The organism is Vibrio litoralis DSM 17657 (genome assembly GCF_000426765.1).
GTDB lineage: Bacteria > Pseudomonadota > Gammaproteobacteria > Enterobacterales > Vibrionaceae > Vibrio > Vibrio litoralis.
Window position 1 is genome coordinate 1 of sequence record NZ_AUFZ01000009.1, and the last position, 22,007, is coordinate 22,007.

Below are 22,007 nucleotides of genomic sequence, written 5' to 3' on the forward strand. Positions count from 1 at the left end.
GCCAGCGTTCAAACGAACTACTACATAGAGAGCTTTAGTTGCAGCTAAAGCCTGGGTCTCACATTACCCAAAAGCAGAGTTAATTTCCCATACAAGCGTTTAAGACCGATTCGCAACGCTCGGCATTTTCGGTTTGCTTTGAATTTAGTGTTTACGGCACAATGGTTTAGGTTTGGTGGTAATGTTGCTCACTACTTAACGCGGCGTTACTTTCCCATATATCAACTAATCCGGTAAATACTAATTTAGCAAAGCCACTGACTTGATTTTGTCTAAATGAAACTTACGTGAAAGCGAGTTCCCGCATCTTCTTCACTTAAGTTCATGTGCGGGATGACAAGGCCGGCGCTATTCATTTAAGTCAACCGTGAGCCATTATATCCGCGGGCCAACTATACGATTTGGCTAAGGCTAAGAATTGATGTGTAAGATCCCATATGAGTTAAAACAGGCTAGTGGTTCGATATTGATAAAGCAACTTACGGTCACATGACCGTTTATAGAGCAAAGCACGCCAAATCTGTGCAAGAGAGTCTACCTATAAAGTATTATATGGAGTACAGAAATAGGTAAAAACAAAACCGAATGGATATATACAAATAAAACAATGGGTTAGAGTTTTATTTGGTGGGGGTGAAAAGTTGGCACACAAATGGCATTAATGAGAGTGATACATTCTCGTCCTACCTTGTGTTAACAGAGATAGCTTTTTACTAAAAGTCATGCATTTAACACACACGCCTGCCTCATCTGAGACAGGCTTTTTTTTATCTGTGAAATCTATCTTTGAAACAAATCGTTGAAACTCAGGACTAGTTAGTCAGTTTTTCTAAATCAGCAGGGCGGTAGTAAACCGATTTCAATACTTTTCCTTTACGAACCGTCTTGCCTTGCATCTCTACATCTTTAGCGCATTTCGCAATGATGTATTCGCCTTTTTGTACGCCTTCAAGTTCCACACCTTGTTTAGCGTAGAAGGCTTGAGTTTCCGTGAATTCTTGTTCGTTACGACATACCTTGCTCATATTGCTTGAATGCACTTCATCCCAACATGGTAGGAATTCAATGCCACGGTTTTTCGCCACATGTAGCAATAATTCGATGATGTAGCTGATACCGACATTGCTATTTACTTGGTCGTCACCGCGGTGAACTAAACGCCCCATAAGAACGTAAACCGTATCAACAATGGCGTCAGCTTGTTCGGTTTTGCAATCAGCTTCGGCAAGTTCAGTTAGTTCTTCAATCGCAAGAGATGTATGCAACGTATCGGCTTTGTCATCTAGAGAGGCTAGGTCTGCGACAGGGAGATCAAAGGTTGAACGGAACTCAGTAATATCACGATATAAGTGTTGGTAAAGTTCCGTTGAAAGTAGGGTAAATTGCATGTCATTGCCTCATGAATAAAAGTTGCGGCAGATGATAACAAACAATGCCTATTTCAGTCATGATCAATTCAATTTTTCCACGCTGTTAAGTTTGTAGGTAAGCGCTAGAATGGCGAGATATAACACGCTGCCGCCTAATGCAACCATGTTCCAACCACCGTGTTGCCAGCAATAGATTAAGTAAAACCCACCAAGACTACCGCCAGCGTAATAGTGAACAAGATATAAAGCCGTCGCACTGGCTTTTGCTTGTTGTGCTTTCGAGCTAACCCAGCCATACGCCAATGAGTGAGTAAAGAACGCGCCACCACTGATCAAGATAAGCGCAATAAACATTGCATAGAGATTTGGAATGAGTGCGGTGAGCATTCCGATTAAACTGACTACCGTGCCTAACACAATGCCGCTGGTGGAATTAAAGCGTAGGCTCCATTGGCCACTGAGTTTGGAGGTTAAGGTGCCGGTTAAATAACAAAGAAAGATAAGCGATACCAAACTCACAGGAAGTGAGAAAGGTTCACCGACCAAGCGAAAGCCCATTACGGTATAAAGGTTAACAAACAAGGCAAAGTTTAACCCGCCAATTAACATCGCAAACCATAGTCTAGGGGTTTGTATGTGGCGCATAGCATCCTTTAAATGACTAGACAATGACGTTTGTTTGGCGACAAAGTTTTTCTGCGCGGGCACCCAAAGCGTCACCAATATTGCGATGGCAAGACTAAACAGCGCCATGCCAATCACCGCAGTTTGCCAACCTAGCCATTCACCAACGACGCCGCCATAAATCCTGCCGGTAATTCCGCCTAACGAGTTTGCGCCAATGTAAGACCCAACCGCGAGTAAAAATACTTTAGGGCTAAACTCTTCTGCCATGTAGGCCACCGCCACTGAAATATAACCCGCCAAGGCCACTCCCATTAAAGCCCGTGAAGCAATCAGTAGCCCGAGTTGATCGGAAAATAAAATACATAAACCAACAACAGGTGAGGCATACAAGCTGAATAGCATGATCTTACGCCGACCAATCTTCTCAGAGTAAATCGCCCAAGGCAGTAACGATAAAGCTAGCGTTAATGTCGCGGCGGCTAAAACCCAGTTAACATGCGCAGCAGTGACTTGATAATGCTCAGCAATCAGAGGTAGTAAAGGTTGGAATAAATACAAATTGCAGAATGAAATAAAAGAGCCGATAAATAGCCCAAAGGTGACTTTTTTCATAGCCTTTGGATTGTCGTTATCTACGGGCTCGTGCTGCGTCGAGTCATTTATTGATAAGTCTGCATGTTTTTGGAGAGAGGTAGTCGACATTAGCGGTGCTCAAGTGAGGTAGATAACAGAATTTTACCAATAGCCATGCTATATATAAAATATATTAAATTAATAGTCTCTATCTGTTTTTGATCTGAACTGAGGGTAAGTGTTACGTTTACCAATGCCATTATAGAATCAGGAAAGCAATGCATACGAAAGTTATGAATACCAAAGCATTAAAGTACTTTGTCACCATCGTAGAAATGAAAAGCTTTAGCCGAGCTTCTGAGGTTTTGCATGTTGCGCAGTCGGCCTTGAGCGTTTCAATTAAAAAGCTTGAATTATCAATAGGCTTAACGCTGTTACACCGTCACGATAAAGGTGTGCAATTAACCGATGAAGGCATGCGTTTATATAAACACGCCAAAGAAATACTCCAGAAACTCGATGATGCACAACTTGAAATGCAAGAGTTAAGAGGCTTGGTTAAAGGAGAAGTAAGACTCGGCGTACCTAGTATGATGGGCTCTTATTTCTTTCCGGATATTTTGATGGCGTTTAAGCAGCAATATCCAGATTTAAAATTGACTATCATTGATGCTGGCACGCAATCGATTCGGAAAATGCTGCTCGATGGAGAACTTGATCTTGGGGTGATACTTAATGAAAACGTGCCAGATTCTCTGGAAATAGAACCACTCATTGAAGATGATATGATTGTGGTGGTGAGCCCGGAGCATGAGTTTGCCGCTAAGCACTCGATTTCAATAACAGAGTTTTTTTCTCAAGAATTAATCATGTTTAAGAAAGGCTACTTTCACCGAGAAATGGTCGACAAATTATGCATTGAACATGGCTTTGAACCGAACATTTCTATTGAAACTAATTTGATCCCGATGATTTTGAAAGTGGTACAGAAAGACTTTGCGGTTGGGGCATTATTGAAGCTAGTGACAGAACAAGAGAGAGGTGTGGTAGGTATTCCATTTGATCCACCAATCACACTTAAAATAGGCATGGCTTGGCGTAAAACAGGGTATTTGTCTGTAGCGGATAAAGCCTTTATGGAATTCACCAAGCAAGCTTTACCCGCAGCGCTAGGCCGAGAAAAGTAATCGGTATATACCCGAAGTAGTTGGAGTTGCAGTGAGGCGACAAGCGAATGAGGCCCCATGAGCATAGCTAGCCTATGTGATTGGGGCGAATGAACGCCGTCAACAAAGCTGCAGCTTCAAGTACGATGGGTATAAGTCTAGTCGATATATTCTTTATGTACTCGACGAGTGATACCGGTAAACAAGGTGTAGGGAATCGTATCGCAATAGTCGGCAACTTCAGCAGCCTTTACGTTCTTGCCCCATAACTCGACGGTAGAGCCGATTTCAGCATTTGGAATGTCGGTTAAGTCTACCGTCAGCATATCCATTGAAACACGTCCCACAAGCTGGGTACGAACGCCATTGACCATTACAGGCGTACCGTCTTTGGCATGTCTTGGATAACCATCAGCATAACCAATCGCAACTGTGCCTATCTTCATATCACGTTCACAACGATACCTTTCACCATAACCAACGGATTCGTGCGCTTTCACTTCACGTATGGCGATGATTTTTGAGGTCAGCGTCATTACTGGAATCAGTTGTTCAGAAGCGGAATTTGAATGTGATAGCGGATCTGCGCCATACAGCAAAATACCCGGTCGAGTATAACCACTAAATTGGTCACTATGACTAGATGGATGCGCTAACGTCGCCGCGCTATTGGCAAAGCTGCTTGCTTGAGCTTTCAACTGAGCAAAAGTCGCTTCGCAGGTTTGCAACTGGCTTTGTGTCATTGATTTATCGAGTTCATCAGCACAAGCAAAATGGGTCATGTGAACGATATTATCGACTTGCGGCAACGCGTTTAACTGCTCAAAAGCCGCAGGGTAGTCTTGTGGCGAAAACCCTAAACGATGCATGCCGCTATCAAGCTTTAACCATATTGTAAATTGAGAAGATTGAGGTTGGCGTTCAATCGCTTCAATCTGTGCTTGGCTATGTACTGCTGTCCAGAAGTTGTATTTCTGAATAAGCTCAAGTTCAGACGCTTCAAAAAAACCTTCTAACAAAAGAATAGGTTGTTTGATGCCGGTTTCACGTAACTCTATCGCTTCTTCTATACAGGCCACGCCAAAGGCATCCGCTTCTTGTAGCGCGTGCGCCAATTTTATCGCGCCATGACCATAAGCATCGGCTTTGATGATCGCTACCGCTTGTGAGTTCGGAGATTGCGCTTTCGCCACGCGGTAGTTATGTCGAAATGCAGCAAGATCAATGCTTGCTTTGGTTGGTCTAGCCATAGTAGCGCTCGATAGATAAGCCTTCAGGGTTAATATCCGGCTGTTTGTTATTGATTATATCTGCTACGAATTTGGCAGAGCCAAGTGACATTGTCCAGCCTAAAGTGCCGTGACCAGTATTCATGTATAGATTGGAGTACTTAGTGCCACCGAGTATCGGCGTGCTATCTGGCGTCATTGGACGTAGCCCACACCAAAATTCCGCTTTGGCGACATCGGCTGCACCTGGGAACATGTCTTGAATAACAAAATCAATACTGGCTCGGCGTTTCAATGGACGCTCTAAGTTAAACGATGCAATTTCTGCCGTACCACCGACTCGAATGCGATCCTCAAAACGCGTAACCGCCACTTTATACGTCTCATCCATAATGGTTGATTGAGGCGCGCGTGATTCATCTTCAATCGGTAGGGTAAGTGAATAACCTTTGATTGGATAAATAGGTAGATCGATTCCCAGCGGTTTCATCAATTTAGGCGAATAACTCCCTAGAGCGCAGACAAACGTATCGGCCTTAACAACGCCTTTATCGGTTTTGACGCTAACGATTTTGCCGTTGGATTCTACTAAGTGTTCAATATTGGTATTGAGCATAAACGTTACGCCAAGCGATTCGCATTGTTTGGCAAGCTCGGTAGTAAATTTATAACAATCGCCAGTTTCATCACCGGGTAGACGTAAACCACCGACAAACTTATCTTTTACATTCGTAAGGGCTGGCTCGTGTTCAATGCAGCCTTGTATATCTAACGCTTGATGAGGAATCCCCAATTGTTCAAGAACCGCGATATCTTTTTGCAGTGCATCAACTTGTTTTTGCTTACGGAACAATTGTAAAGTGCCTTTTTGACGTCCATCGTAGTTAAGGTTGAGCTCTTTACGAAGATCAACAAAGCAATCACGGCTATATTCAGCGACACGTAGCATGCGAGCTTTGTTGGTTTGGTAGCTTTTGGTGTTGCAGTTGGCCAACATCTTGCTCATCCATGAAAGGGTATAACCATCTAACTCTTTCATATTGATCATAAATGGCGATAAATCTTGCATCATCCAACCGATTGCTTTAAAAGGCACACCCGGAGCTGCCCAAGGAGAGCTATATCCCGGAGAGATCATGCCAGCATTACCGTGGCTCGTTTCTTCTGCGACATGGCTTTGTCTATCAATCACCGTCACTTCATGGCCAGATTTCGCCAAGTACCAAGCTGTTGTGACACCAAGTACACCACCACCTAAAATTGCTACTTTCATGATCTTCCTTAAATAAGCGCTATACCCTAGTTATTTGGGTATATAACAATGAATAAAACCAAGTTTATTGGAAAAATAGGAGAATGGTGCTTTGTTGTTTTTGAAAGTGTAGTTTTAAATGCTGGTAATGTTGCATTTTTGTAGCATAAAAATTATTAAATTTTGACAATTTATAAAGTGAGATTTGAATCAAACTTCTTTGAAATTTTAAGTAAACAGGATGTTGAGCTCGTGATAATGAATATCAACTTTAATGAAGTTAATGAAATTATCAGGTAAAATTTCTTTATATTTAGTGGGTTAGGTGTTATTTGCTATCAATGTAGGAGCAATATATGAAGCAATGGTTGTTTTTAGGTGTCGCGATTGTGTCTGAAGTCATTGCTACTTCAGCAATGAAATCCAGTGAAGGCTTTACGAAGCTAATTCCGTCATTAATCGTGGTTTTTGGCTATGTAGCAGCGTTTTATTTTTTATCTTTAACATTAAAAACCATTCCAGTCGGCATCGCTTATGCTATTTGGGCCGGTCTCGGCATTGTGCTGATTGCAGCAGTCGGCTGGATGGTTTTTGGTCAGAAGTTGGATCTACCAGCAATACTCGGTATGGGGCTGATTTTACTCGGCGTATTTGTAATTAATGTATTCTCAAAAGCTGGTGGACATTAATTTGATCTTTTCTTAAGCCAACTTCGTAGAGTCATGGATGAATCTAAAACAAGGACGTTGTATGACATTTTCTAAATACATTTATAGAGTACTCCCGCTTTTCACTGCGCTACTCCTTACTGGCTGCTTAGGCATGCCGAAATCCGTCACACCCATTCAAGAGTTTGATGTAAACCAATACCTAGGCACATGGTATGAAATCGCTCGTCTCGATCACTCCTTTGAACGCGGTTTAACACAAGTCACCGCTGACTACTCATTAAAAGAAGACGGTGGCGTTAAAGTCATTAACCGTGGTTATTCAGCTGAAAAGGGCGAGTGGCAACAAGCAGAAGGCAAAGCGTATTTTGTTAACGCGCCCAATGAAGGCTACTTAAAAGTCTCGTTCTTTGGCCCTTTCTATGGCTCATATGTGATCTTCTACCTAGATCCCGCTGGCCAATACGCCTTTATCTCCGGCCCCGATCTCGATTACCTTTGGCTACTATCCCGAACCCCAACCGTCGATGATTCAGTCAAACAGCAATTCATTAAAATGAGCCAAGAGAAAGGTTTTGATGTGAGTGAATTGATTTTTGTAGAGCAGACGAGTGATTTAAATTAGAAAAACCGACTCCCAACAAAAAACCTTGCCCCAAATCTCTCCAGGGCAAGGTTTTATCATTTCAAATCTAACTACTTACTAGATAATACGAGCGCGGAAGGTTTTGCCTTTCATCTTGCCGTTTGAAATCTTTTTCAAGGCTTGTTTAGCGACACCTTTTTCAACTGCAACATAAGCGCGCATATCGAATAAGTGGATTTTACCTACGCGTTTGCCGTCTACGCCGTTATCGCCACCAGTTAGTGCACCTAGAATGTCACCAGCACGAACTTTCTGCTTTTTACCGCCATCAATTTGAATGGTCGCCATTTTTGATTCAAATGGAGTGTCAGTTAACACGCTGTCTGAAGGTAGGGTAGATGGTGAAATCTCAATGTCCATGTACTCATCAATTTGAGCGACTTTAAACATTTCTTTTTCAGCAAATAAGCTAAACGCCATACCTTTACTACCGGCGCGGCCAGTACGACCAATGCGGTGTACGTGAACTTCAGCATCACGTGCCAGTTGGAAATTGATTACCGCATCTAGGTTTTCAACATCAAGACCACGAGCAGCCACATCGGTCGCAACCAGAATAGAAGCACTCTTGTTCGCAAAGCGTAGTAGGGCTTGGTCACGGTCGCGTTGTTCTAAATCACCGTGTAGGGCAATGACATCAAAACCTTTATAGTGCAGTTCATCGGCTACTTCTTGAGTTTCACGCTTGGTGTTACAAAAGATCACTGATGATTCAGGTTTGTGTTGTAACAGTAGAATCTGAGTCGCTTTCAAACGGTCTTCAAATGAATTGGTTTTATAAAAGAACTGAGAAATGCTTGAGTTAGTGTGTTGGCTTTCTACCTTCACAAGCTCAGGGTTACGCATGATGCGATTAGCGATCTTTTTAATTTCCGGTGGGAAAGTGGCGCTAAATAGTAAAGTTTGACACTCGCTTGGCGCTTGTTCAATGATGGCATCTAATGCGTCTTGAAAGCCCATGTCTAACATGCGGTCGGCTTCATCAAGTACTAGGGTATTCAGTTCCGATAAATCAATACGGCCTTTATCTAGGTGATCAAGAATACGACCCGGCGTACCCACTAAAATGTGCGCGCCGTGTTCAAGCGAACCAATCTGCGGGCCAAATGGCATACCGCCACAAAGCGTTAGAACTTTAATGTTGTGAATGCTACGAGCTAGCTTGCGAATTTCTTTTGCTACTTGGTCTGCTAGCTCACGAGTCGGACAAAGTACTAAAGATTGCACACGAAAACGCTTCACGTTCAAATTGGCTAATAAGCCTAAGCCAAATGCTGCGGTTTTACCTGAGCCTGTTTTACCTTGGCCAATCACATCTTTGCCGGCAATCATCAATGGTAGGCTATCGGCTTGAATCGGCGTCATGGATTCATAACCTAGTGAGGTTAAGTTTTCGATTAGCGCAGGATCTAATGCAAGGCTAGAAAAAGCAGTATTTGCAGGTGCTTTGTTTGTAGGAGAATCTGTAGTCAAAATGGTTTCCTTAAAGGAAGAGCAAGCGCATCTTCGGCTTACTCTATAAAATTGTTTACCCTAGTATATGAAGCAATGGTCGTTGAAGTGACGGCTTCAGTTTTCGAGGGATAGGGTTTAGCTGTTATAAATTTTGTCGAAGTTGGCGGCGTTCCATCCTGCCATCATGCGGTCGCCGATCTTCAAAACGGGTACGCCACGTGCGCCCATCGCTTCAAGTTCTTTGCGTCCGCGTTGCATCTTGGCATTACACAAACGGTACTTAATGCCTTTTGAATCTAAATACATTTTAGCGGCTTTACAGTGTGGGCATTTGTCACCCACATATAAGACTACTCGTTTCATAGTGATTATCTTTTTATACTTTTATTAAATTTGTGTCTTTATCAGTTTATATAGTTGAGAAGACTACTTGGCTTTAAACAGATAAGGGAAAAGCTGCTGCCTTTCTTCTTCTGTTAAGCCTTCTACCCGAGCGATATTGGTATCTGGAATCGCTTCTGGGTTTGGATAATGTTTTACCGCTTTTTCCATGCTTTCTTCACGAATAAGATGAAGCACTGGATAGGGCGCGCGGTTAGTTAAGTTTTCAGCATCATCAGGATCGGCACCAGCGAAACAATAATCTGGGTGGAAGGTAGCCACTTGGAATGTGCCTTCCCATTGTTCTTGTTTAATCAGTGCGTCAATCCAATCTAAGAAGAAATTATAGTCATCAAAATCTTGTAGCATGTGAGGAATGACAACTAATGTGGTTTCTAATTCTGAAACTGGCGTATTAACGAGCGTGGTGAATTCTTGAAAAACATCTTCTAATAATGCTTCTTCAACTTCCGCTTTCGAAACCATGATCTTAATTTGCTTATTGCGTTGCGGCTTGGCTGCAAAAGGGCATAAGTTCAAACCGATCACCACATCAAGTAACCATTGTTCAACTTGTGATTCAATTTCTTGATGGCTAGGAAGAGACGAAGAGGGAGCTGACATTGGAATTTTCACACTGGTTATTGATAAGAGATGCATTGGCGGCGGATTCTAACATATAACTGTCTCGCAAATTGGATCTTTTTAAAGGTATAATCACCGCAAAGATTACGTCGTAAAGAGAGCATCATGGCAAAACTAACACTACAAGAGCAAATGCTTAAAGCAGGCTTGGTAAATAATAAGAAATTAGAGAAAGCGAAGAAGTCATCGAAAAAATCTCGCGTTCAAGCTCGTGAAGCAAGAGAAGCGGTTGAAGCGAATAAAAAAGCACAACTTGAGCGTGACAAAGCGTTAAATGCTGAGCAGAAAAAACAGCAATTAACCAAAGAATTGAAAGCACAAGTGAAGCAATTGATTGAAATGAACCGTATTGAAATTGCCGACGGTGATATCGGCTATAACTTCACTGACGGCTCATTAGTGAAAAAGCTTTATGTTGATAAGCCAACACAAGACCAATTAACCAAAGGTCGTTTAGCAATTGCTCGTTACCTAGAGGGTTACGCGATTATTCCGGCAAGTGTGGCAGACAAAATCTTCCAACGTGATGAAGAAAGCATTGTCTTGAATAATGTACTGACTCAAGAAGAGCAAGATGAAGATGATCCATACGCAGACTTCGTGGTTCCTGATGATTTGATGTGGTAATTCACTTTTAATATTTGAATATCAGACCAGACAATGGCAGACATGATAAAGGTTAATCACTTTCATCAGTCTGCCATTTTTTTGTTCTATTCTGGCTGAATGAGTTTTAAGTACGATGAGTATTGTGATGGATAAAATAGTCGAATTAATCAATCAAGATACGTTGAGATTAAAGGCACTGGAATGTGTTGCTTTGCTAGACTTACCGCAAGGTTATATTGCGGCAGGCTTTGTGCGTAATCTAGTTTGGGACGCATTACATCATAAGCGTGAGGCAACGCCTTTAAATGACATTGATGTTATCTACTTTGATACTACAGAAACTGATGGTGACGCTTATCTTATCTATGAAGCTAAACTGAAACACATGATGCCTGATGTTAATTGGCAAGTGCGAAATCAAGCGATAATGCATCTACGTAATGGTGATCATCCATACCTAAGCGTGATTGATGCGATGAGGTATTGGCCGGAAAAAGAAACGGCGGTGGCAATACGTAAGAACCTGAATGATGAAGTGGAATGTATTTCAGCGTTTGGCTTTGATTCGCTATTTGCACTTGAAGTCACGTTTAACCCCAAACGATGCTACGAGATTTTTGAACATCGAATAAACTCAAAAGATTGGTTAAAAACCTGGCCGCGCTTGAAAGTTTTACCTAGTTAACCCGCTCATGTTGTCAGAGTGATTTTAAATTTTTAATGCTATTCAGAAAAGGGAAGTGACTGATGAAAATATACGAATTTGCTGCGAACCCAAGCTCACGCCGTGTTGGGATCTATTTAAAAGAATTAGGCATCGAAGTCGATCGAGTTCAGCTTAATGTACGTGAAGGGGAAAATTTAACGCCGGAATATCAAGAAAAAAGTGTGAATGGTAAGGTGCCAATGTTAGAGCTCGATGATGGTACCTGCATCAGCGAAACCATTGCGATCTGTCGTTTCTTTGCCGAACATCATAATGATACCTCACTGTTTGGCACTACGCCGGCTGAAAAGGGCCTAGTAGAAATGTGGCAACGTATTGTTGAGTTTGATGGTTTATACGCAGGCTTTCAGGCATTTCGTAACTTATCTGGCGTGTACAGTGACCGTGAACGCTGTGTGCCTGAATGGGGCGAAGAGTCAAAACGTCGTGTGCAAGAGTTCTTACCAAAACTGGATAAGCAATTAAGCCGTAATGAATATGTAGCCGGTAACAAATTTAGCATTGCAGATATTACTGGCTTTCTTTTTGTTGGCTTTGTTTGTGAGAAAGCTTTAGAAATAAAGGTATTGGAACACTACCCACATATTCAGGCATGGCATAACAAGTTAGCGGAGCGTGCTGCGTTTCAATAAGCGGTTTATCCATTAATCAATAGTGCATGCCTCAGTGAAAGGCATACACTATTGTTTTTATGATTAACTCACTTCAGCGGACTCTGAGCTTTGCTTCTCTTTCCATTCCTTTAATGCTTGCTGCATCTCTTGCTCATTTTTAAGAACTTTCCCTAATGCATCATCGGGCTTTTTCGGCAAGGTTAAGCCACATGAGATCAGTGTCGCGGTTAACTGTTCCACTGCGAGGTGAGGTACGTAAATCAAATCTTCTTCTTTTTCAAACCGAACATAACCATTAGATAAGTTAATCGCTTGAGGAACAAAAACCACACGGTAACCTTCTTCTGGCACTGGGTAGAACTCACCATCTGGGCCTAAAAACATTTCGCCATTTTGATTTGGGATCATCCAGGTTGGCCCAAGATCAAACACAATTTCTTTAGAGTTTGGCCCGGACCATGAACGACAAAATGCTGGCTTCTTAAACGGTGATTCTTCGGTGGTTAACGCTTCCATAATTTTCTTGGTAGAGTTATGAATGATACCGAAGCCGGGAATGCGGTCGATAGTTTTTTCTGAGAGCCAAGTGTAAAAACGCTGCTGTAAATTACCGTCAAAGATAATACCAACGATTAACATTAAAACGATGGCCGCCATTAGGCCAAAGCCCCATATATCACTTAGGGTTTGGTGTAGGTTTTCAGGCAAAAAGTAGCTGGCAGTTTTATCCATAAAGCGAACTACTGCGTTAACGACCCAGCTGGCGATAACCAAAGGGATCACAAATAACATCCCTATTTTTATTTTTCGAATAATCAGTTTTTTCATTAATAAATCTCTTACACGTTGACTCTATGGGTTGTGATAGTCGTTAGTGATAATTTTACACCTAACAAGCATTAAGCATATCTAGTTCTTGCAGCCTAATGTAACCTCTGCGTTAATAACATGAAATAAATAGAAAAGTGAGAGCATGCAATATGTCACATAGCTTTTTGATTGAACAGTGGGATTTTTCTACCCAACCAGCACAATTAGTGGAGCCTAAAGAACCGGTAGATATGCTGCAAGAGAACCACTGGTATCATTGTCAGCGTGAAGCCGGAGCATTACGTGAATGGTTGCTAGACAATGAGTTTGAATCTGGTGTGGTAGACAGCCTGCTTGCTGATGACACGCGTCCACGTTTTGAGCTATTTGAAGATCAATCGTTTCTACTTATCATGCGTGGCGTGAATTTAAATGAAGGCGCAATGCCAGATGACATGCTAAGTGTGCGTATTCTTTGGCATAAAGGCACGTTAATCTCAACCCGTAAAATATCTTCTAAAGCCATTACCAGTATTCGCAATGCACTAGGTGAACAAAAAGGGCCGAAAAGTACCGCTCGTTTATTATTAGCGATTATCGAAGGTTTAAATCAAAACATCGCCGGTTTCTTGAATGAGGTAGAAGAGCAGTTATTTGAAATTGAAGAAGGTGATGGTAAAAACAGTGATCTACATGTGATTCATAAACGTTTATTAAAACTTCGCCGCTTTATGAAACCTCAGCGTTATGCCCACGATGATTTCTTAGAAGTTGGCCACCCAGAAATGGAAGAGGTCGAACTTAAAATGCGTAACGCACTGGATACCGTGATTCGAATTAATGAATCGATTGATTTTTATATTGAACAGATTCAGTTGATCAAAGCGGACATTGAACAAGAACAAGCGGAGAAGATGAACCGTAATACCTATTTATTCACTGTGATTGCAGCGATATTTCTACCGGTCAGTTTCTTAACCGGTTTATTAGGAATAAATGTTGGTGGCATCCCCGGTGTTGATAATCCATTGGCGTTCTTTCTCTTTTGTGCGGGGTTAGGTGTGACGTTTGTATTGGAGTTTATCTTGTTGCGCTGGCTGAAGTTCTTTTAATTTTCGTACTTTGAATGAGTCATTAACGCAGGTTTGTCGCCTGCGTTATTTATTTCTAAACGGTTGAGAGATCATCTTTAATAAAGACTGCTCTTTGGCTGAGCGGAATAGGTTAATCCCAATAGCCATCTTTTCATGGCCATCTTTCGGTTGGCTAATATAACTACCAAACCAACGATCCCAAATGGATAAACAAAACCCGTAGTTGCTATCGGTTTCATTACGATGAATAGAATGGTGAACACGGTGCATATCTGGCGTGACAATCCATTTTCTTAATCGATCATCAATGCGATGAGATAAGGCTATATTGCTGTGGTTGAACATCGAACTGGCGTTGAGTATCACTTCGAATACAAAGACGGCTAAGGGAGAAATCCCTAACGCAGCAATCGCTGCGAGTTTAATCAACATTGAAAGCCAAATCTCGATGAAATGAAAGCGTGAGCCAGTAGTGACATCGATATCTTGGTCGGCATGATGGACGCGATGTAAACGCCAAAGCAGCGGAATTTTATGAAATAGACGATGCTGCCAGTAAATCGCCATATCTAATAAGAGCAAGCCGCATACTAGATTTAGCCATGTTGGAACATTGAGCCAATGAAACAAGCCTAGTTGATTGTTCTGTACTAGGTAGGCAAAACCGACCGCTAGAAATGGCAACGTGAAGGGTAATAGAAAGCTATTTAGAAATACCAAACCTAAGTTATTGGTCCAGCGATAGAGTTTAGGCTGGTTGAGACGTTTTTTCGGTCGCTTGATTTCCCAAACCGCCATGATCACCAGTACTAGAGTAAATACGCTAATACGAATAAGTGATTGCTGTGACATCAATAGTTCCGGCATGGCTTGGTCTCGTGGGATTATAGTGATTAATACTAATCATTAGACAGTATCTATGTAAGTAAAATTTCATATAAGAACAAGATCACTGGTTTTGAGTGAATAGCTTTACAATTTGATGAGTTAACTCTACATTGAAGCCAATCTTTAGTGTATGGATAGTTTAAACTATAAACTGCCATGCTCTAAGCATATTAGTCGGGGAGCCAGTAGGCTGAGATCACTTAGGTGAGACCCGTTGAACCTGATCTGATTAACATCAGCGTAGGGAACTAATACCAACGTGTTGAGCATTCTGATTTCATCTCTACATGTGTATTACTTCTGTGCGCTAAAAGGAAGTAATGTATGCCTCAATCAACTTTCCCATCGCCAAACACTTCGAATATTCCTAATGTACTGACCATCGCAGGATCTGACTCAGGTGGTGGAGCTGGTATTCAAGCCGATATTAAAGCGATTTCTGCAACAGGGTGTTTTGCTTGCTCTGCTATTACTGCACTCACCGCGCAAAATACTCAAGGCGTAGATGCCATCTTTCCGGTTTCAGCTGAATTTATTGGTCAGCAATTAGATTCTATATTTTCAGATATCAATATCTCTGCGGTAAAGATCGGTATGCTCAATGATAGTGGTGTGATTGAAGTAATAGCTGAAAAATTAGCGCACTATAACTTAATGAATGTAGTGTTAGATCCAGTCATGGTTGCCACTAGCGGTGACCCATTAATTCAACCTGCCGCAATTCAAACGCTGAAAGAAAGGCTTATTCCATTAGTGGGCTTAATCACTCCGAATTTACCAGAAGCTGGGTTATTGATTGGGGAGCCTGAACCAAAATCAGAGAGTGAAATTGAAGGTTTTATTGAGAAGTTAAAAGCCCATTCAGAATTACACAAGGTCGATATTTTATTAAAAGGCGGGCACTTTAAAGGAGAGGAAAGCCGAGATTGGCTTATTCAACGAAATCAAACAGCGGTGTACACTCATCAACGTATTGCGACCAAAAATACTCACGGAACAGGCTGTACGCTCTCTTCTGCGATAGCTTCCTATTTGGCGCAAGGCTTTGACCTAACAGAAGCGATTGGACATGCTAAGCAGTATTTATCAAATGCACTGACTCATGCCGATGAACTTAATGTGGGTGAGGGATCCGGTCCCGTCCATCATTTTTATGCCCAAGCAATTAAATAATCAGAGACTAAGTAACTAGCAACTAAATAACTGGAGTTTAAGTAGCTAGAAACGTCACTACTCTTTGTTGGATTCAGGCGGCAGTGTTTGTTGCCGCCTTTCTAATAACTTAGCGCCACCACGGTAAACGAATAGCGACCAAAGAATCAGCGCGCAGCCAATCACTTTTCCTGCCGGCATATCATCGCCATAAAACACCACGCTTAATGAACTCGCCCACACTGGCTCTAAAATCATAATAATAGCCGCATTACCTGATGTGGTGAGCTTTTGCCCCATGGTTTGCATTACATAACGTAAGCTGGTGGCGAGAACGGTACTTAACGCTACCCATATCCAGGTTGATTGAGAAACCTGCTCAGGCCATTGTTCTAATAGGAGGGATGCTATCGTTCCAATAATTCCGACAACAAAAAGCTGGATACATGCTAACGCCAAACTTGGAACACGTTGCGCATATTTAGCATTAAAATTGAAGTGAAAAGCCAGCATGATGGCAGAGATTAAAAACCATATCTGACTAGGAGAATGTTGATAGCCGTTAGACAAAGATAAAAAGCCTAACCCTAACACCGCAAATGGCAAAGAAATCCAAAACATACGGATGGGTTTTTGTTTAAAAAGAGCCCAGCCCACAAGTGGCGCAAACAACATGGCAAGGCTAGAAATAAAGGCACCTTCAGCTAGTGTGTCCGTAACCGAAATGGCAGTAACCCAAGTTAATAGGGCGCAGGACATTAATATTCCGACACTAGCGGCATTGATTAATTGTGCTCGTGTTAAAGCGAAAAGCTGCTTATAACAAAAGGGCAACAGCAATATAGAGGCACAGACAAAACGAGTCCCGATAAAAGCAAAAGGGGGGAGTCCAGTAATCGCTTGTTTGGAAAAAATCCAGCCGAGCCCTGCAAATATGGTGGTCAAGATTAAAATGATGGTTGCTTTGGTTTCTTGATTCATTGTGGCCAGCATCGGTATGAAAGAGAAAGTCAGATTAACACGAGAAAAACGATAAAGATTTAGGAATGATCACTTTTTTACTGGGGGGAATTTAAAGGATAAGACATTAAAAACCCCTTAACCATAATGAAATAGCTAAGGGGGTTTGATCGACGTTATAAATTAAGCTTTAGTACGTAAACCTAACTCAATTTCACCCGCTTTAGGATTGTTGAATGTATCAACATCCATTTCATTTTCAGATTTAGCGACGATACAAGTTACAACGCTATCGCCAGTAATGTTAACCGCAGTACGGACCATATCGAGTAGACGGTCAACACCCATGATTAGTGCAATACCTTCTAGTGGTAGACCTACTTGGTTAAGAACCATCGCCAACATGATAAGGCCAACACCCGGAACACCTGCTGTACCCACTGAAGCTAACGTTGCCGTTAAGATAACGGTGACATAATCACCAAGGCTTAAGTCAACATTAAATGCTTGTGCAATAAAGGCTGTCGCAACACCTTGCATGATCGCAGTACCATCCATGTTGATGGTCGCACCTAGAGGTACAGTGAACGAAGCGATTTTATTACTTACGCCTAAACGATGAGTTGCGGTTTCCATAGTCACTGGAATCGTTGCATTAGAAGAGGCGGTTGAGAATGCAAACATAATCGCATCTTTCATTTTCTTCCAAAATACAACAGGGCTTAAGCCTGAAAGCACTTTTAATAGCACGCTATAAGTAACAAATGCATGAATAAGTAAAGCGCCAACCAGAACTAAGAAGTAAGCGGCTAGGTTACCTATTGCTTCTAAACCAAGTCCTGTAAATAGTTTCCCCATTAAGAAAAAGATACCGTAAGGGGCAACTTCCATCAAAATAGTGACTAGCTTCATGATTACAGTATTAACATCGTTGAAGAAGTTACTTACGCGTTGACCAGCTTCACCAGCAAGGCTAATAGCAATACCGAATAACACAGCAAATACGATAACTTGTAGCGTATTACCTTGAGACATTGCCGCCATTGGGTTACTAGGGAACATGTTAACGATAACTTGACCGAGAGATGGTGCTTCTGCCGTACTAAATGTAGTAGCTGATGTTAGATCTGCACCAGAACCTGGCTGTAAGAAGATACCCATTACCAATGCTAATGTAATCGCCACTGCAGTTGTCGTAATGTAAAAAGCAAGAGTCTTACCACCTAGACGACCTAGGGTAGTGATGTCTTTTAATGAACTCGTACCACAAACTAGAGAAACAAAGACAAGAGGGATAACTAGCATTTTTAAGCTAGCAATAAAGATTTTTCCACCGACATCGAATAAACCATTAACGATATAACCATCGATGAATTCATTGCCAGATAGGAAGGTGCGAATTAAAAATCCACATAGGATACCGGCAAACATGCCGAATAGAATTTTGCTCGTAAGTGAGCGTTTAGTTTTGTTGTTGTTCGTCATGAACTGATCTCCATATGAATACTTTGTACAACTTTCAAAGTGAAGCGGAGATTAACAGAACTTTATAAAGATCCTCCTAAGTCGTAACAAAAAACGATCTTGTTGCGTGATAACGGTCACATTTTGTGTCGTTTTTGTATATGGGAGGTAAATATGCTAGTTACCCAATATTCTAATAAAACACGATGTTTTAACGAAAAATACTATTACTAGCTTTTATTTTAGTTTTTACAACTTATATTTCGATACTATACAGAGTTAGACTATTCCAAATTCATGAGTTTTTACTGATCTATTGTGCTGTTTTATAACGGAAAGATCTTTAGGTATAGGATAAATAAATTGAGAGTTTTTTATATCAGGTGTAACAAATAATATACTCGCAAATAATCACTGGTTATTTAAAGTTTTAATTTTCAATACTTTAAGTTGTAATTAACACTGACAATACATTGTTTATTCTAATGGATTAGTGGTAATTAATTTGTTTTTGAAATGATTCAAAGCAGGTAAGATAGCGTTCTTAAAATACCCTGCTTAACCTTCCTATATATGGTCTCACTATGACACTCTTAGATAATAGAACCTTACTTGTTGCTGTGAGTCTTATCACAATTGGCGCTGCTATTGTGTTAACTATTTTATGGTGGATAAGGCCTAAATCTACGGGAGTTGGACACTGGGCTTTGGGCATACTGCTGATTGGCGTTGGCTGTATGTCTTCGGTTTTACGTGGACATATTGACATGTTTTTTTCTGTGGTCGTCGTTAATACGATCATTGTGCTAGGTATGCAGCTGATTTTTCATGGATTACGTATTTTTACCGAGCGGAAATCCTTTATATTTTATGATGTTGCCGTCACATGTATAACGGCAGCTTTATTTTATTACTTCTTTTATATTGACCCAAGCTTAACAATTCGAACTATATTATATTCGTTTCTTGTTGGGATGGTTTCAGTTGCTATTGTATTTACGTTATTAACTGATCAGAACAAGATCAGAAGAAAGTCTAGCTACCCAATTGCCATTATCTTCGGGTTGTTTGCCTTTTTTCATATTATGCGTGGCATCATGGAAATGATCGCGCCTAGTGGTAAAGCCCCGCTTGATGGGGGAACAGCAGAAACATTATTGTATCTGAGTAGTATTTTTATTATTAGTGGCCTTGCGATTACTCTGGTTTTGCAAACGTATTTTATCCTTGAATCTAAACTTCAATCTTACTTGTTGGCGGTCGAGAATTCGGCTTCTTCGATCATGATTGTCAATCGTGACTGGATTATTGAATATGCTAATCCTGAATCACTCAAAAAAACCGGTTATAGAAAAGAAGAGCTCGTCGGCGGGAGTATTGATCTTCTGCATTCTAAAGAAGTTTGGGTAACCGATATTCCTAAAATTTTACAATGTTTAGAAGGAGGGGAAACCTGGCGAGGGCAGCTATACAGTAAAAAGAAAAATGGTGAGCAATTTTGGGAGCTTGCTTCAATTGCCCCTATGGTAAGAGCAACTGGCAACGTGACTCATTATGTTGCTATTAAAGAAGATATTACTGATATCAAAAAAGCTAAGCAACGTATCCATTATATGGCCAGTCACGATATGCTAACCGGATTACCAAATCGAACCATGGCTATGGAATACTTGAATAATGCCATCAAATATCCTAATCAAGGTGTTGGAAAAGTGGCGGTGTTATTTGTCGATCTGGATGGGTTTAAGGCGGTTAATGATTCTTATGGTCATAATGCTGGGGATGAGCTATTAAAAATCATATCATCTCGATTACTCCACTGTGTGCGAGATAAAGACCTGGTATCAAGAAGAGGTGGAGATGAATTTTTAATCTTACTTAGAGGTGCGATAGATAAGGATGTTATTTCGATGGTAGCGCAAAGGATGATTGAAGCAATAGCGAAACCGGTGGAATTTAATGGTCATTTATTAATGGTCACGGCAAGTATCGGCATTTCTCTTTATCCAGATAATAGCCAAGATTCAAAAGAACTGATTACACTGGCTGACCAAGCTATGTACAACGTTAAGCATTCAGGAAAAAGCAATTTTCTATTTGTGAGTGAATCTTAGAGATAAAAAATAGCCGAACAAACTGGTTGTTCGGCTATAAATCATCATTTTTTATTGGTTAAAGTGGAAATATACCCAATTAAGATCATCTTTCTGTAGGTTCTGATTTGGATTTAAAAAGTTAGCCAAATCACTACTAGAGTAGGGAACTTGCCCATCAGATTCTCCATCAGAGCGCAGGCGAGCAATGTACTCGATCTCTCCATCCATTAATGTATTCATGTCCCTAAAGTAGATATCCCACGTTGCTTCTATCGCATCTTCATTTTGTGTCGCGATAGTGATTTTAATGTGGTCGATATTAATCAGTGTGACGATAGCCGACCTTGTTTCATCGTAAAATGGCAAGGTAATTTGACGATACTCACCATGTGCCGCACTTAATGTATTTTGTAATTGATTTAGCGCCGCGTGTGAAATATGTCCGAAGCTGCCGGTATCAATATAAAAAGCATCTGCTAATAAGTGATTAGTAAAAGCATTTAAGAAACTAGAGATTAGTACCTCTTGATGTTGCTCAGTCAGCTGTTTGGTATCGACAAGTTCAAACTCTTGAGTATGAAATACAAATTCCTGATATTCATGGTTTGGTTGAATAATCACAAAGCTAGTATCCGTGACATCTGCTCCCCAGTTCTCAAACCAAGCGCCAATATCTTGGAATTCGCCTAATGATTGGATTCGAATCTGTACCGCCCCTGAGATTAAACTATCCAATGCTGATTGAATATCATACAAGTCGTTGTACTGAAGTGTCCATGTTGAGTAAATTAAAATATTAGGGTTATCCGCAGGGGTGTACTCTGAGTAAAAACTGATTGTGTTTTCATCAATATTGTACACGCCGTCTTTAACGACAAAGCTTCCACCTGAATTTAAATTTTCACTAAAATCAAAGTGTTGGTTTGAAGTCACACCATTGCTGTCGATATTATCAGCTAGCCACTTTGAGACATCAGTCAGTACAAAGTTAAGTGCATCATTGACCGTCGTTGAATCCATTTGGAACTCTGATTGATAGGTCGGTAATTCACCTGCTGTGCTTTTAAGATCTTCGATGATTTGCTGCTGTGACAGTTCATCAAACAAATCCTGTTGCGCCGCTTCTCCATCATACGTTGGAGTCGCTGGCCCACGATTATACTGTTGTAAATTCGCTAATACAGACTCTAACGCTTCGGTTTGAGTTTCTGTTCTCTTTTGATTGTAGCGTTCAAGTTCTTGTTGCTGAGCATGGTTTTTTGCATCAACTTGCATTTGTGTACGCTCGTTATTTTCTGCAATTAGTACTTCAACCTTCGGCTCAGGTATTGCTTGTGCCAATGGTAGGGGAGCCTGCTCAAGTTGAGTAGGCGTATCTTTTAACTCAGGTGTAGCTAATACTTCCGGCGTTGCTTGCGCTAATGGTAGTGGTGCTTGAGTTAATTTATTTGGCGTAGGTTTTAACTCAGGTGCAGTTAATACTTCCGGTGTTTCTTGCGCTAGAGGAAGTGGAGCTTGAGTTAATTTACTTGGTGTAGCTTTAAGCTCAGGAGCATTCAGTACACTAGGTTTAGCTTGTGC

General features: G+C 41.1%; 21 protein-coding genes and 1 riboswitch. Of the genes, 9 read left to right on the forward strand and 12 right to left on the reverse strand.

The window, feature by feature from the left end; all coding sequences use genetic code 11:
• Window positions 1-812 precede the first annotated feature (812 nt).
• Both K358_RS0103050 and K358_RS17960 read right to left on the reverse strand, forming a co-directional pair.
• The gene (locus K358_RS0103050) at window positions 813-1,388 is read right to left on the reverse strand and encodes a nucleoside triphosphate pyrophosphohydrolase family protein (RefSeq protein ID WP_027695443.1); all 576 of its coding nucleotides are present in this window, start codon (window positions 1,386-1,388) and stop codon (window positions 813-815) included.
• A 63-nt stretch (window positions 1,389-1,451) separates the two neighbouring features.
• Window positions 1,452-2,609 carry an MFS transporter gene (locus K358_RS17960; RefSeq protein WP_038149601.1) on the reverse strand — a complete coding sequence of 386 codons (1,158 nt, stop codon included), beginning with the start codon at window positions 2,607-2,609 and terminating at the stop codon, window positions 1,452-1,454.
• Window positions 2,610-2,863: 254 nt separating this feature from the next.
• On the opposite strand from K358_RS17960, the gene K358_RS0103060 reads away from it, so the two are divergent.
• Entirely contained in the window at window positions 2,864-3,757 is an 894-nt protein-coding gene (locus K358_RS0103060; RefSeq protein ID WP_027695444.1) for a LysR family transcriptional regulator, read from the forward strand.
• 137 nt (window positions 3,758-3,894) lie between these two features.
• Here K358_RS0103060 and alr read toward each other — a convergent pair whose 3' ends face one another.
• On the reverse strand, window positions 3,895-4,986 hold the full coding sequence (alr, locus tag K358_RS0103065) for an alanine racemase (RefSeq protein ID WP_027695445.1): 1,092 nt from the start codon (window positions 4,984-4,986) through the stop codon (window positions 3,895-3,897).
• Window positions 4,979-6,238 (reverse strand): D-amino acid dehydrogenase, encoded by a 1,260-nt coding sequence (locus tag K358_RS0103070; RefSeq protein ID WP_027695446.1) that lies wholly within the window; start codon window positions 6,236-6,238, stop codon window positions 4,979-4,981. Before K358_RS0103070 ends, alr begins: the two co-directional genes overlap by 8 nt.
• A gap of 335 nt (window positions 6,239-6,573) precedes the next feature.
• Between K358_RS0103070 and K358_RS0103075 the strand changes: the two genes are divergently transcribed.
• Together K358_RS0103075 and K358_RS0103080 are read left to right on the forward strand one after the other, a co-directional pair.
• Window positions 6,574-6,906: an SMR family transporter gene (locus K358_RS0103075; RefSeq protein WP_027695447.1), complete on the forward strand. Its 333-nt coding sequence runs from the start codon at window positions 6,574-6,576 to the stop codon at window positions 6,904-6,906.
• Window positions 6,907-6,985: 79 nt separating this feature from the next.
• A complete protein-coding gene (locus K358_RS0103080; RefSeq protein ID WP_027695448.1) occupies window positions 6,986-7,510 on the forward strand; it encodes a lipocalin family protein in 525 nt (174 codons plus the stop codon).
• A gap of 78 nt (window positions 7,511-7,588) precedes the next feature.
• Here the strand turns inward: K358_RS0103080 and dbpA are convergent, their stop codons facing one another.
• The 3 genes from dbpA to K358_RS0103095 all read right to left on the reverse strand — a co-directional run bounded on the left by dbpA (window position 7,589) and on the right by K358_RS0103095 (window position 9,991).
• Window positions 7,589-9,004: an ATP-dependent RNA helicase DbpA gene (gene dbpA / locus K358_RS0103085; protein ID WP_027695449.1), complete on the reverse strand. Its 1,416-nt coding sequence runs from the start codon at window positions 9,002-9,004 to the stop codon at window positions 7,589-7,591.
• Between the two features lie 117 nt (window positions 9,005-9,121).
• Window positions 9,122-9,349, reverse strand: coding sequence for a glutaredoxin family protein (locus K358_RS0103090; RefSeq protein ID WP_027695450.1), 228 nt, complete (start codon window positions 9,347-9,349; stop codon window positions 9,122-9,124).
• A 63-nt stretch (window positions 9,350-9,412) separates the two neighbouring features.
• Window positions 9,413-9,991, reverse strand: coding sequence for a DUF1415 domain-containing protein (locus tag K358_RS0103095; RefSeq protein ID WP_027695451.1), 579 nt, complete (start codon window positions 9,989-9,991; stop codon window positions 9,413-9,415).
• A gap of 126 nt (window positions 9,992-10,117) precedes the next feature.
• On the opposite strand from K358_RS0103095, the gene K358_RS0103100 reads away from it, so the two are divergent.
• The 3 genes from K358_RS0103100 to K358_RS0103110 all read left to right on the forward strand — a co-directional run bounded on the left by K358_RS0103100 (window position 10,118) and on the right by K358_RS0103110 (window position 11,980).
• A complete protein-coding gene (locus K358_RS0103100) occupies window positions 10,118-10,639 on the forward strand; it encodes a DUF2058 domain-containing protein (RefSeq protein ID WP_027695452.1) in 522 nt (173 codons plus the stop codon).
• 127 nt (window positions 10,640-10,766) lie between these two features.
• Complete coding sequence (locus tag K358_RS0103105; protein ID WP_038149604.1) at window positions 10,767-11,306, forward strand: nucleotidyltransferase family protein; 540 nt, start codon at window positions 10,767-10,769, stop codon at window positions 11,304-11,306.
• Window positions 11,307-11,368: 62 nt separating this feature from the next.
• Entirely contained in the window at window positions 11,369-11,980 is a 612-nt protein-coding gene (locus K358_RS0103110; RefSeq protein WP_027695454.1) for a glutathione S-transferase family protein, read from the forward strand.
• Window positions 11,981-12,043: 63 nt separating this feature from the next.
• On the opposite strand, the gene K358_RS0103115 is transcribed toward K358_RS0103110, so the two are convergent.
• Window positions 12,044-12,790 carry a DUF502 domain-containing protein gene (locus K358_RS0103115; protein WP_027695455.1) on the reverse strand — a complete coding sequence of 249 codons (747 nt, stop codon included), beginning with the start codon at window positions 12,788-12,790 and terminating at the stop codon, window positions 12,044-12,046.
• A 152-nt stretch (window positions 12,791-12,942) separates the two neighbouring features.
• Between K358_RS0103115 and K358_RS0103120 the strand changes: the two genes are divergently transcribed.
• Complete coding sequence (locus K358_RS0103120; protein ID WP_027695456.1) at window positions 12,943-13,884, forward strand: zinc transporter ZntB; 942 nt, start codon at window positions 12,943-12,945, stop codon at window positions 13,882-13,884.
• 45 nt (window positions 13,885-13,929) lie between these two features.
• On the opposite strand, the gene K358_RS0103125 is transcribed toward K358_RS0103120, so the two are convergent.
• Entirely contained in the window at window positions 13,930-14,718 is a 789-nt protein-coding gene (locus K358_RS0103125; protein ID WP_027695457.1) for a sterol desaturase family protein, read from the reverse strand.
• Between the two features lie 201 nt (window positions 14,719-14,919).
• Window positions 14,920-15,018: riboswitch (TPP riboswitch) on the forward strand.
• 60 nt (window positions 15,019-15,078) lie between these two features.
• On the opposite strand from K358_RS0103125, the gene thiD reads away from it, so the two are divergent.
• Window positions 15,079-15,927 carry a bifunctional hydroxymethylpyrimidine kinase/phosphomethylpyrimidine kinase gene (gene thiD, locus K358_RS0103130; protein WP_027695458.1) on the forward strand — a complete coding sequence of 283 codons (849 nt, stop codon included), beginning with the start codon at window positions 15,079-15,081 and terminating at the stop codon, window positions 15,925-15,927.
• A 57-nt stretch (window positions 15,928-15,984) separates the two neighbouring features.
• On the opposite strand, the gene K358_RS0103135 is transcribed toward thiD, so the two are convergent.
• Together K358_RS0103135 and K358_RS0103140 are read right to left on the reverse strand one after the other, a co-directional pair.
• A complete protein-coding gene (locus K358_RS0103135; protein WP_027695459.1) occupies window positions 15,985-16,887 on the reverse strand; it encodes a DMT family transporter in 903 nt (300 codons plus the stop codon).
• Between the two features lie 162 nt (window positions 16,888-17,049).
• Window positions 17,050-18,351: a dicarboxylate/amino acid:cation symporter gene (locus K358_RS0103140; RefSeq protein ID WP_027695460.1), complete on the reverse strand. Its 1,302-nt coding sequence runs from the start codon at window positions 18,349-18,351 to the stop codon at window positions 17,050-17,052.
• A 563-nt stretch (window positions 18,352-18,914) separates the two neighbouring features.
• Here K358_RS0103140 and K358_RS0103145 point away from each other — a divergent pair.
• A complete protein-coding gene (locus K358_RS0103145; protein ID WP_027695461.1) occupies window positions 18,915-20,444 on the forward strand; it encodes a sensor domain-containing diguanylate cyclase in 1,530 nt (509 codons plus the stop codon).
• A gap of 51 nt (window positions 20,445-20,495) precedes the next feature.
• On the opposite strand, the gene K358_RS19325 is transcribed toward K358_RS0103145, so the two are convergent.
• On the reverse strand, window positions 20,496-22,007 hold a 1,512-nt coding region (locus K358_RS19325; protein ID WP_027695462.1), incomplete at its 5' end, for a hypothetical protein.

Coding starts and splice junctions, on each gene's coding strand:
- K358_RS0103050 (WP_027695443.1), bottom strand. CDS start 1,388: ATGCAATTTACCCTACTTTCAACGGAACTTTACCAACACTTATATCGT.
- K358_RS17960 (WP_038149601.1), bottom strand. CDS start 2,609: ATGAAAAAAGTCACCTTTGGGCTATTTATCGGCTCTTTTATTTCATTC.
- K358_RS0103060 (WP_027695444.1), top strand. CDS start 2,864: ATGAATACCAAAGCATTAAAGTACTTTGTCACCATCGTAGAAATGAAA.
- alr (WP_027695445.1), bottom strand. CDS start 4,986: ATGGCTAGACCAACCAAAGCAAGCATTGATCTTGCTGCATTTCGACAT.
- K358_RS0103070 (WP_027695446.1), bottom strand. CDS start 6,238: ATGAAAGTAGCAATTTTAGGTGGTGGTGTACTTGGTGTCACAACAGCT.
- K358_RS0103075 (WP_027695447.1), top strand. CDS start 6,574: ATGAAGCAATGGTTGTTTTTAGGTGTCGCGATTGTGTCTGAAGTCATT.
- K358_RS0103090 (WP_027695450.1), bottom strand. CDS start 9,349: ATGAAACGAGTAGTCTTATATGTGGGTGACAAATGCCCACACTGTAAA.
- K358_RS0103095 (WP_027695451.1), bottom strand. CDS start 9,991: ATGTCAGCTCCCTCTTCGTCTCTTCCTAGCCATCAAGAAATTGAATCA.
- K358_RS0103100 (WP_027695452.1), top strand. CDS start 10,118: ATGGCAAAACTAACACTACAAGAGCAAATGCTTAAAGCAGGCTTGGTA.
- K358_RS0103105 (WP_038149604.1), top strand. CDS start 10,767: ATGGATAAAATAGTCGAATTAATCAATCAAGATACGTTGAGATTAAAG.
- K358_RS0103110 (WP_027695454.1), top strand. CDS start 11,369: ATGAAAATATACGAATTTGCTGCGAACCCAAGCTCACGCCGTGTTGGG.
- K358_RS0103115 (WP_027695455.1), bottom strand. CDS start 12,790: ATGAAAAAACTGATTATTCGAAAAATAAAAATAGGGATGTTATTTGTG.
- K358_RS0103120 (WP_027695456.1), top strand. CDS start 12,943: ATGTCACATAGCTTTTTGATTGAACAGTGGGATTTTTCTACCCAACCA.
- K358_RS0103125 (WP_027695457.1), bottom strand. CDS start 14,718: ATGTCACAGCAATCACTTATTCGTATTAGCGTATTTACTCTAGTACTG.
- thiD (WP_027695458.1), top strand. CDS start 15,079: ATGCCTCAATCAACTTTCCCATCGCCAAACACTTCGAATATTCCTAAT.
- K358_RS0103135 (WP_027695459.1), bottom strand. CDS start 16,887: ATGAATCAAGAAACCAAAGCAACCATCATTTTAATCTTGACCACCATA.
- K358_RS0103140 (WP_027695460.1), bottom strand. CDS start 18,351: ATGACGAACAACAACAAAACTAAACGCTCACTTACGAGCAAAATTCTA.
- K358_RS0103145 (WP_027695461.1), top strand. CDS start 18,915: ATGACACTCTTAGATAATAGAACCTTACTTGTTGCTGTGAGTCTTATC.